The organism is Stenotrophomonas sp. YJH_SMC_17 (assembly GCF_059371655.1).
Map to the genome: position 1 here is coordinate 396,492 of NZ_JCAFUU010000002.1, position 10,644 is coordinate 407,135.

Annotated in this window: 9 protein-coding genes and 1 tRNA gene; 6 read left to right on the plus strand and 4 right to left on the minus strand. The window is 66.3% G+C overall.

Translation table 11 applies throughout. The features are described from left to right. Positions 1-50 precede the first annotated feature (50 nt). The 4 genes from rsfS (at position 51) to AC5P8Z_RS06890 (ending at position 2,199) form a co-directional block, all read left to right on the plus strand. Positions 51-461 carry a ribosome silencing factor gene (rsfS, locus tag AC5P8Z_RS06875; protein ID WP_005418109.1) on the plus strand — a complete coding sequence of 137 codons (411 nt, stop codon included), beginning with the start codon at positions 51-53 and terminating at the stop codon, positions 459-461. Between the two features lie 64 nt (positions 462-525). After that, a complete protein-coding gene (gene rlmH, locus AC5P8Z_RS06880) occupies positions 526-996 on the plus strand; it encodes a 23S rRNA (pseudouridine(1915)-N(3))-methyltransferase RlmH (protein ID WP_495228550.1) in 471 nt (156 codons plus the stop codon). 22 nt (positions 997-1,018) lie between these two features. Beyond that, positions 1,019-1,095 (plus strand) — tRNA-Asn (locus AC5P8Z_RS06885). A gap of 150 nt (positions 1,096-1,245) precedes the next feature. Further along, positions 1,246-2,199 carry an alpha/beta hydrolase gene (locus AC5P8Z_RS06890; RefSeq protein ID WP_495228931.1) on the plus strand — a complete coding sequence of 318 codons (954 nt, stop codon included), beginning with the start codon at positions 1,246-1,248 and terminating at the stop codon, positions 2,197-2,199. A gap of 50 nt (positions 2,200-2,249) precedes the next feature. Here AC5P8Z_RS06890 and arcD read toward each other — a convergent pair whose 3' ends face one another. The 4 genes from arcD to AC5P8Z_RS06910 form a co-directional block, all read right to left on the minus strand. Next, positions 2,250-3,671 carry an arginine-ornithine antiporter gene (gene arcD, locus AC5P8Z_RS06895; RefSeq protein WP_295565186.1) on the minus strand — a complete coding sequence of 474 codons (1,422 nt, stop codon included), beginning with the start codon at positions 3,669-3,671 and terminating at the stop codon, positions 2,250-2,252. Between the two features lie 132 nt (positions 3,672-3,803). Beyond that, entirely contained in the window at positions 3,804-6,599 is a 2,796-nt protein-coding gene (locus tag AC5P8Z_RS06900; RefSeq protein WP_286069318.1) for a TonB-dependent receptor, read from the minus strand. A gap of 197 nt (positions 6,600-6,796) precedes the next feature. Next, complete coding sequence (locus AC5P8Z_RS06905; RefSeq protein ID WP_295565184.1) at positions 6,797-7,447, minus strand: energy transducer TonB; 651 nt, start codon at positions 7,445-7,447, stop codon at positions 6,797-6,799. Between the two features lie 216 nt (positions 7,448-7,663). Further along, on the minus strand, positions 7,664-8,401 hold the full coding sequence (locus AC5P8Z_RS06910) for an SIMPL domain-containing protein (protein WP_286069315.1): 738 nt from the start codon (positions 8,399-8,401) through the stop codon (positions 7,664-7,666). A gap of 129 nt (positions 8,402-8,530) precedes the next feature. Between AC5P8Z_RS06910 and AC5P8Z_RS06915 the strand changes: the two genes are divergently transcribed. Together AC5P8Z_RS06915 and rng are read left to right on the plus strand one after the other, a co-directional pair. After that, on the plus strand, positions 8,531-9,139 hold the full coding sequence (locus tag AC5P8Z_RS06915; RefSeq protein WP_286069314.1) for a Maf family nucleotide pyrophosphatase: 609 nt from the start codon (positions 8,531-8,533) through the stop codon (positions 9,137-9,139). Beyond that, positions 9,132-10,619: a ribonuclease G gene (gene rng, locus AC5P8Z_RS06920; protein ID WP_286069312.1), complete on the plus strand. Its 1,488-nt coding sequence runs from the start codon at positions 9,132-9,134 to the stop codon at positions 10,617-10,619. Before AC5P8Z_RS06915 ends, rng begins: the two co-directional genes overlap by 8 nt. Positions 10,620-10,644: the final 25 nt, after the last annotated feature.

Here is a 10,644-nt window from a genome sequence, read left to right on the forward strand (position 1 = left end):
GCCGCGCCATCCCCGTATAATCGCCCCCACGTTTATCGAGTCGATCCACTTTGAGCAACCAGACCCAGCCCCAGACCATCAAGGTCGATCTGCCCAGCCCGCCGCCGTCCGTGCCGGAACTGCTGGCCAGCGTCCGCCAAGCCACCGAAGACCTGAAGGCCAAGGACCTGGTCGAGATCGACGTGCGCGGCCGGTCCAGCGTTGCCGACTACATGATCGTCGTTTCGGGCACCTCGACCCGCCACGTCAAGTCGATCGCCGATGAAGTCGTGCGCTTCGCCAAGAACATCGACGTGATGCCGCTGGGTGTTGAAGGTGAGCGCGAAGCCGAATGGGTGCTGGTCGACCTGGGCGACGTGATCGTGCATGTGATGCTGCCGCGCGTGCGTGAGTTCTACGCCCTCGAGCGCCTGTGGACCGTCGGCGACCAGCCGCCGTCCAGCGACGACGAAGTGGCCTGAGCCGCACGTTGATGCATCCCTTCGACGGCGCCGATGGCGCCGTCGACGTTTTGGAGGACCGTTGATGAAAGCCCGCCTGATCGCCACCGGTGAACGCGCGCCCAGCTGGGTGGCGCAGGGTTTTGCCGAGTACCAGAAGCGGCTGTCGCACTGGTTGCCGTTCGAGCTGGTGGAAGTCGAGCCCGGCCTGCGCGGCAAGGGCCGCGATGCGCGTCGCGCCACCGAGGACGAAGGCAAGCGCGTGATCGCCGCGTTGCCGAAGAATGCCTACGTGGTGGCGCTGGATGTGCCCGGCCGGCAGCTCAGTTCCGAACAGCTGGCGCAGCGCCTGGAACACTGGCGTGGGCAGGGCAGGGACCTGGCGTTCCTGATCGGTGGCCCGGAAGGACACTCGCCGGAAGTCTCCGCGCTGGCCGATGAAAAGTGGTCGATCGGACCGCTGACGTTGCCGCACATGCTGGTGCGGCTGGTGGTGGCCGAGCAGTTGTATCGGGCAGCGGCAATGATTGCCAATCACCCCTACCATCGCGCGTGAAGAGTGGTTATACTAGTCGTCTGCCCGAATAGCTCAGCCGGTTAGAGCACTTGACTGTTAATCAGGGGGTCGTTGGTTCGAGTCCAACTTCGGGCGCCACCTTGAAGAGACCTGCATCGCAAGATGCAGGTCTTTTTTTTGCGTTGTTGCAGCGCCGAGCCCGTGCTCGGCTTCGAGGGTGCAGCCGAGCATGGGCTCGGCTCTACAATCTGCTGTATCCAACCACGGATGTTGATCGTGCGCGCACTCCTGTCCGTCGTCCTTCTGCTGCTTGCACAGCCAGCCTTCGCCGCAGCGAATGCCGCACCACCGACCTGGCATCCGCCGCAGGGCACCACCGAGCTGCCATTGTGGCCGCAGGGCACGGTGGAGCCGCCGCCAAAACTGAAAGGCCCCGAGCAGGTTGGCGAAGCGGTTTCCAAGGCCAGCGGAGAACGCTGGACGATGCTGCAGAACGTGGCCGTGCCGACCCTCACCGTGTTTCCGCCGAAGGGGCCGGCCAATGGCACCGCGGTGATGGTGGTGCCTGGAGGGGGTTACCGGGTGCTGGCGATGGACCTGGAAGGCAGCGAAATCTGCGACTGGCTGAACGCGCAGGGCATCACCTGCGCGCTGCTGAAGTACCGCGTGCCGGCGTCCGGCCCGAACTGGGATCCCGACTGCAACTGCCGCGACATTCCGTCGGTACCGATGGCGCTGCAGGACGCACAGCGCGCCATGGGGCTGCTGCGTGCGCAGGCACAGCGCTGGAACATCGACCCGAAGCGGGTGGGGGTGATCGGTTTTTCTGCGGGTGGTCATGTGGTGGCGGGACTGAGCACGCACGCACGTCGTAGCTACACCGCGGTCGACGCTGCCGACTCACAGTCCAGCCGCCCGGATTTCGCGATGGTGATGTATTCCGGGCACCTGTGGGCAGGGCACGGCAACGGGCTGTCGCTGGTCAAGGACATCGTTGTTGATGGAACGGTGCCGCCGACGTTCATTGCGCAGGCCACCGATGATCGCACCGATGACGTGCGCGAATCACTGGCCTACTACCAGGCCCTGATCGACGCCGAGGTGCCGGTGGAAATGCACCTGTTCGCACGTGGCGGCCATGCGTTCGGGCTGCGCGTGAAGGATGCACCGGTCGCGGCGTGGCCGCGGCTGGCCGAGCGCTGGATGCAGGACATCGGCATGCTGCCGCAACGCCAGCTGTAGAACCAGACCATGCTCGGCGTGCCTGTGCGAAGCCGAGCGTGGGCTCGGCTCTACAGTGCCAGCGCACCTCTGGAGAACGCCACCAGCGTAGCGATCGCCACCACCACAATGGCGCCGAACAACACCCACTCCCAGCGCGTGAACACCTTCTCGCCGCGCTGGCGTCGGGTCAGCGCGAACAGCACCACGCCGGGCACGTACAGCAGCACCGACAGCAGCAGGTTGTCGAGGCCGCCGGCATACACCAGCCACAGCGCATAGGCACTGGCCAGCAGCGCGACGACGAAATCGCGCCAGCGCACACCGGGTTCACCGGCATAGGCCTGGCCGCGCCAGGCCAGCTGCACGCCGAACGCGGTGGACAGGAAGTAGGGCACCAGGCTCATCGATGCGGCCAGCAGCACCAGACCGGTGTAGCTGCCGGAATTGACCAGCACCAGCAGCAGGAACAGCTGGATCAGCCCGTTGCTCAGCCACAGTGCGTTGGCCGGCACGCCGCGCGCGTTCTCGCGGCCCAGGAACGCCGGCATCGTGCCGTCACCGGCCGCAGCGTACAGCACTTCAGCACACAGCAGCACCCAGGCCAGCAATGCGCCCAGCACCGAAATGATCGAACCGATGATGATCACCGTCGCGCCCCACTCGCCGACGATCGCGCGCAGCACATAGGCCATCGACGGATTGGGCAGCCCGGCAAGTTCCGCCTGCGACAGCACGCCCATCGACAGCAGGCTGACCAGCACCAGCAGCAGCCAGACGCCGAGAAAGCCGATCACCGTGGCACGGCCGACATCGGCACGTCGCGCAGCGCGGCGCGAGTAGATGCTGGCGCCCTCGATGCCGATGAATACCCACACGGTCACCAGCATCATGCCGCGCAGCTGCTGGCCGAGATCGCCCAGTGCAGGCGTACCGAAGAAGTCGGCACGGAAGACATCCATGCGGAACGCGCCGGCGGCCAGGATCAGGAACAGCGCGATCGGCAGCAGTTTGGTCACCGTTACCAGTCCATTGACGATGGCGGCGGTGCGCAGCCCACGCAGCACCAGCAGGTGCACGGTCCACAGCAGCAGTGACGAGGCGGCCACGGCGGCCGGCGTATTGCCTTCGCCGAAGACCGGCATGAAGTGGCCGAGGCCACTGAAGATCAGCACGAAGAAACTGGCGTTGCCCAGTACCGAGGCGACCCAGTAGCCCCATGCGGCGGAGAAGCCGATGTAGTTGCCGAAGCCCTCGCGCGCATACGCGTAGATGCCGGTATCAAGGTCCGGCCGGCGGTTGGCCAGGGCCTGGAACACGAAGGCCAGCATCAGCATGCCGGCGCCACTGACCGCCCAGCCGATCAGCGCAGCGGCCGGGCCGGCGCTGCGCGCCACGTTCTGCGGCAAGGAAAAAATGCCGGCACCGACCATCGAGCCGACCACCAGTGCGGTCAACGCGGGCAGGCCAAGGCGTTGCGATGTCGCGGCCATGGAGATCCCCTGCGGCGGTGATGCCGCGTGCACACGGTAGCGGTGTACCCGTGAACATGCGCGCAAGAGGCGCCGCAACGACGAAGGCCCGGGCAGGTGCCCGGGCCTTCGAAGGTGATGCTGCAGACGGTATTACTTGAACGTGTACTTGGCACCCACGGTGAAGTAACGGCCCAGTGCACCGGAGAAGTGCATCGGGTTGTAGTTCACGCCGCCGTAGGTGGTGGGATCGAGCGGTGCGATGCGGTCGAACACGTTGGCCACCGAGGCATTGAGCTCGAAGGCGTCGGTGATGTTCCAGCGGCCGGACAGGTCGAAGGTGGTGAACGAAGAGATCTTCGTCACCGGCGTGCCATCCTCATAGAACGCCTGGTAATCGCCGCCACGCTTGTCGGTGTTGTCCATCTTGCTGATGTAGTTGGCAACACCGCTCACGCTCCACGCGCCCTGCTTCCAGGTGGTGCCGAAGTTGATCTTGTCCTTCGGCGTGCCGATGCAGTTGGTCACGTCGCAGTTACCGTGCGTGCCGGCATAGTCAACGGTCTCACCGCCTTCGGTGCGCTCGAACTTCAGGATGTGGCTCCACTGCAGGTCCAGCTCCAGCTGGCCCGGACCCATATCGAAGGTCTGGCGGATATCGGTATCGATACCGCGGACCCGCGACGAGCTGGCGTTCACGTAGCCGGTGTTGACGGCCAGGATGCTGCCGGAGTTCGGCACGCCACCAATGTTGTTGGAGTCACGCAGCACGTTGCCGGCCAGGATGGCGGCCGCGGTGTTGCCCTGCACGATCTCGTTGGTGCGCTTGATCTGCCAGGCATCAACGGTCATCGAGGTGGTCGAGGTCGGCTGCAGCACCAGGCCCACCGAGTAGCTCTTGGACTCTTCCGGCTTCAGGTCCTTGTTCGGGCGGGTGATGATCGCGATCGAGCGCGGCGTGCATTCGCCGGCATCGATGGCGCAACGCACCGGGTCGCGGGCGTTGGAGAAGGCAGCCAGGCCACCGTCACCGTTCTCGGCCGGGTTCGGCGCGCGGAAGCCTTCGGCGTAGCTGGCGCGCAATGCGATCCAGTCGGCCGGGGTCCACTTCACGCCCAGCTTAGGCGTGGCCTTGCCCTCACCGCTTTCGTACTTGTCGTAACGCACCGCGCCGGACAGTTCCAGCTGCTCCAGCACCGGTGCCGACAGTTCGACGTAGCCGGCATAGACGTTCTGGGTACCGTCATAGGCCGAGTAGCCCAGGCCGATGATGTCGCCCTGGTCGGTGTAGGTCTGCGGGGTCAGGCTGTTGCTGGTCTTGCGCCACTCGGTACCGATGGCCAGGCCCAGCGGGCCACCCTTCAGGTCCATCAGGCTGCGCGACACGGTGAAGTCGAACATGTCCAGGCTGGACTTGGCGCGCGCGCTGATGGTCGGCGAGATGTAGTCGTACAGCGCCTGCGAGTTCAGGTTGGCGTTGTCGCCGATGCGCCACGTACCGCCGGCGCAGTTCGGGTTGCCCAGCGCGCACAGCACCGAGCTGTAACGCAGGAAGCCGGTGCGCTTGTTGACCAGGTCGGTGCCCGAATGCAGGTAGGCGGTGTCATAGCTCCAGTCGCCCCAGTTGCCCTTGGCGCCAACCAGGAAGCGGTTGAACTCGTTGGTGTTGTTGGTCACGCGTGGGCCGACGTCCCACGCGCTGTAGCGCAGGCGCGCCGCGTACGGCAGCGGGTTGTCCGGATGCCCGGCATAGAGCATCGTCGCGCCGGCACCGCTGCTGGCGTTTCTCGGACCGCCGGGGAAGCCCCAGCCACCGGACACGCTGGAAGGGGTATTGCTGAAGATGGTTTCCTTCTTCGAGTAGCCGATCTCGGTGTAGATCTCGCCGCCTTCGCCGAAGGCGAACGTGGCGCGGCCGAACACGTTGATGTACTTCTCTTCCGGGGTCAGGTCGCGAAACTGCTGTGCCGGATCCCACAGGCAGCCCTGCGCCGCCGAAGAGGCTTCGGTCTGGCCGGGAATGGTGCTCAGGTTGGCGCAGCCCGGCAGGGCGACCAGGTGCGGCGACGGTGCATCATTGTTGAACACCGAGCCGTTCGGGCCGACGCCGCCGTTGGTGCGGCCGCTGAGGTAGGCGCCGCCGAGGAACTGCGCGTCGGTGGCGTCATAGCCCCACTGGCGCGTGTCGCCGGTGCCGATCCACTTGCGGTTCTTGCGGTCGCTGATCTTGATCGCGTCGGACTTGCCGACATCCAGGCTGAAGAATGCGTTCCAGCCATCCTTGGACAGGTCACCGGTACCGGCGGTCAGGGTGGCCTTCTTGGTATCGCCGTCGCTATCGCCGGACAGGCCGTAGGACGCGCGCAGGATCGCACCTTCGAAGTCGGTGCGCAGGATGATGTTGACCACGCCGGCGATGGCGTCGGAGCCGTAGATCGCCGAAGCGCCGTCCTTCAGCACTTCCACGCGCTCGACGGCATCGAGCGGAATGGTGCTGAGGTCGGTGAACACCTTCTGGCCGTCATCGGCCAGGCCATAGGTCGCCATGCGGCGGCCGTTCAACAGCACCAGCGTCGAGCCGGCACCGAGGCCGCGCAGCGAGATGCCAGCGCCGCCACCGGCGAAGCCGTTGCCGAAGGTCTTGGGAATGGAGCCGGCGCCATCGGCGGTGATCGTCTGCAGGTACTCGGCCAGGGTGGTCTTGCCACTGCGGTCGATTTCCTGACGGCTCACCACCTGCACCGGGGACGGCGTCTCGGTGTTGGTACGCGGGATGTTGGAGCCGGTGACCGTGATGCGGTCGAGGTTGGTGGCTTGTTCCTGCGCGAAGGCGGAGGAGGAAGCCACGGCGCCGACCAGCAACAGGGCGCCGCCGGTGAGGATGTGGGTGATGGACGATGCCAGGGTGTTGCGGCGGCGGCTGGCGGGCCGTTGGATCAGGTGTTTCACAGCTTCTCTCCTAACTGGAAAACCGTAGCGTTGAGGGCTGTCTCCGGACTATCCGGGACGCGTCAATCTAGGTTTCCGACGGGTGACGAAGTCGTGAAATTTTGCTTAATTCGTAACGTTTGGATCTGGACTTTGCCGAGTTTGGCGTTTTGGCCCCGGGGGCCGGTCCGACGGACGGTCGGACCGGCTCCGAATCGTCAGTCCGGCAACGAGAACTGCACCGGCACCAGGCCGATGGCCGGGACCGCTACGCCATCACGCTGGGCCGGTTCAAAGCGCCAGCGCTTGAGCACCTGCTGGCGCGCGGCCTGGTCCAGGTGCCGCGAGCCGCTGCTGCGCTCGATACTGACCGCCACCGGCTGGCCACTGCTGTCGACCTCCACCCGCAGCAGCACGGTGCCCTGCTCGTGGTTGCGCAGGGCCGGCACCGGATAGTTCGGCGGCGGCGCGCTGCGGTACTGCAGCTGGGCGCCGGCCAGCGGCGTGGTGCTGTCGATGCTCGGTGCGAGTTGCGGCGCGGCCTGTTCGGCGGCCGGCAGCGCGATGCCCTGGGTTTCTTCCGCGGTCGCGGTAGGGGCGGGCAGTGGCGGTGCCGCCGGCTGTGCCTGCGGTTTCGGCACGACCCGGGCGACTTCCTTCGGTTCCTGCAGCACCGGCGGGGGCGGTGTTGGCGGGATCTTCTCGATCAGCCTGACCGTCGTCTTGTCACGCGGGACCTGCACGGCCTGGTAGGTCGCCGGAATCAGCAGCAACAGGAACGCGAGCAGGTGCAGGGCGATGGCCGCGCTCCAGGCGGCAACGCGGGCGGGGTCGAAGTGCGGGGATGCAACGGGATACGTACGAACCATGGTCCACCTCCATGCCAGTGACGAAGTCCTCAACGCACCAGAGTCCGTGGCGGGGTTGCCGCACGCGGCTGGCAGTCCATCAGTAGCGCGGTGGGACGGCCACTGCCTAGAGGCAGGGTCAGGATCGTTGGGCTGGCCTTCAGCCAGCGCCGGCTGCACGCATGAAAAAGGCGGGCCCCTGCGGGGGCCGCCTCTGTGCACCGGACCAGGAGGCGATCAGCGGCCCAGTTCGAATACCACGTCCAGATTGACCGACACGGTGGATTCGCCTGGGGCGACCGGGGTGGCCTTGTCCATCGCAGCGCCAGCGGACATGGTCCGCATCATCGGCATCGGGCGGTAACCACCACCGGCATTCTCGGAGATGCTGACGATGCGGCGCACCTGCAGGCCCAGCGACTTGGCATAGGTCTGGGCACGGGCCTGTGCCTTCTTCAGCGCGGCCAGGCGGGCTTCGTCATACACCGGCTCGGGCTGGTCGATCTCGAAGCTGGGGCCGTTGATCTGGTTGGCGCCCTGGGCGGCCAGCGCATCAAGCACCTTGCCGAGCTTGGCGATGTCGCGCACCTTCAGGCTGACCGTGTTGCTGGCCTGGTAGCCGGTGATCTTCGGTGCTTCGTTGTCGGTATAGCGATACTGCGGGTTGAGGCTGACGCCGCTGGTCTGCACGTCGCGCTCGGCGATGCCGGCGGCCTTGATCGCGGCCAGCACCTTGTCCATCTGCTGGGCATTCTGGCGCATCGCGCTGTTGCCATCGGCGGCCTGGGTCACCACACCGGCCGACAGGGTGGCCACGTCCGGCACGCGGGTCGCTTCGGCGTTGGCCGAGATGTTCAGCAGCGTGCCTTCGGCCGCGGCGGCGATCGACGGCGACGACGGGGCAGCATGGGCAGTCATCGAGGTTCCAAGGGCGAGGGACAGGGCAAGCAGCATCGGGGTGGCAGTCAGGCGCATGGGAACTCCTTGTTGTGTGATGAGGGTGGTGTCGTAGCGATGAACGCGCTGTGAGCCTGATCGGGGTCGACCACGTCCCGGAGCAGGTTGCCGACGATTCAGGTGGCGGCCTCAGGTTATGCTGTGCCGATGCTCTATCTTGCTTCCCGCTCCCCCCGACGCAACCAGTTGCTGGCCCGACTCGGACGCCCCTTCCAGGCCCTGGACCTGGAGGTCGTCGAGCAGCGCGCCGCATCCGAGAGCGCCGAACAGTATGTATGCCGGGTCGCCGCCGACAAGGCGCGCGCCGGGCTGGCCCGGGTGCTGGCCGATGACCCGCAGGCGCGGGTGCTTGGCTCGGATACCGAGGTGGTGCTGGACGGCGAGGTGTTCGGCAAGCCTGTCGATGCTGCCGACGCGCGCGCGATGCTGGCGCGGCTGGCCGGACGTACCCATCAGGTGATGACCGCCGTAGTGGTGGTGGGCGCCGACGGCGTGGACACCGAGCTGGTCGTTTCCGAAGTGACCTTCGCTCCGATCGCCGACGCCGACATCGCCGCCTACGTCGCCACCGGCGAACCGCTGGACAAGGCGGGGGCCTACGCCATCCAGGGCGGGGCCGAGCGTTGGATCGAACACCTGTCCGGCAGCTACTCCGGCGTGATGGGGCTGCCGCTGCTGCATACCGATCGTCTGCTGGCGCGCTGCGGCGTGCCGGCCCCCACTGCCGATGCCGCCAGGGAGGCTGCTGATGTCTGAGGAAATCCTGGTCAATGTGACCCCGCGCGAAACCCGGGTCGCGGTGATCGAAAACGGCATGCTGCAGGAACTGCACATCGAGCGCGGTTGGCGCCGGGGTGTGGTCGGCAACATCTACAAGGGCAAGGTGCAGCGGGTCATGCCGGGCATGCAGGCGGCCTTCGTGGAGGTTGGGCTGGAGCGCGCCGCGTTCCTGCACGCCAACGACGTGGTGCGTCCGGCGCCGGTGGCCAGCGCCGATACCGAGAACACCACCCTGCCGCCGCCGGCCAGCGTGCCGATCGTCGAGCTGCTGCGTGACGGCCAGGACATCGTGGTGCAGGTGGTGAAGGACCCGATCGGCACCAAGGGCGCCCGCCTGACCACGCAGATCAGCATTCCCTCGCGCTACATGGTGCTGCTGCCGCAGTCCAAGGTGGTGGGGGTGTCGGCGCGCATCGAGGACGAAACCGAGCGTGCGCGCCTGAAGGCGCTGGTGACCGAACTGTCGGCCCAGCATGGTGGCTACGGCTACATCGTGCGCACCAATGCCGAAGGCCAGCCGGCCGAGGCCATCGCCGAGGACATCGCCTACCTGTCGCGCGTGTGGAACGTGGTCGAGCGCCGGGGCCGCGAAGCCCCCTCGTGCAGCAACATCTATGAAGACCTGAGCCTGCCGCTGCGCTCGGTGCGCGACCTGATCCGCAAGGACGTTGACAAGGTGAAGGTGGATTCGAAGGAGACCTTCGCCCAGCTGCAGGCCTTCGTCGCCAAGTACATGCCGGTGCTGGCCGAGAAGATCGAGCTGTATTCCGGCGATCGTCCTATCTTCGACATGTTCGGGGTGGAGGATGAGATCGGCCGCGCGCTGGACAAGCAGGTACCACTGAAGTCCGGTGGCTACCTGGTGATCGACCAGACCGAGGCGATGACCACCATCGACGTCAACACCGGTTCGTTTCTCGGCCAGCGCAACCTGGAAGAGACGGTGTTCCGCACCAACCTGGAAGCGGCGCAGGCCGTGGCGCGCCAACTGCGGCTGCGCAACCTGGGCGGCATCATCATCATCGACTTCATCGACATGGACGATGCCGAGCATCGCCGCCAAGTGCTGCGTACGCTGGAAAAGGCGCTGGCCCGCGACCATGCCAAGACCACCGTGTACGACTTCTCGCCGCTGGGCCTGGTGGAAATGACCCGCAAGCGCACGGTGGAAAGCCTGGAGCGCCAGCTGTCGGAAACCTGCCCGCAGTGCAGCGGCCGCGGCAGCATCAAGACCGCCGAGACGGTGACCTATGAAATCTTCCGCGAGATCACCCGTGCCGTGCGCCAGTTCGATGCCGCGCGCCTTCTGGTGATCGCCTCGACCAAGGTCGTGGCGCGCATCACCGACGAGGAATCCGCGGCGGTGGCCGAGCTGGAGGAATTCCTTGGCAAGAGCATCCGCTTCCAGGCGGACGAGCAGTACCTGCAGGAGCAGTTCGATGTGGTTCTGCTCTGATCCTCGCCGGCTGCAGGCCGGCGGT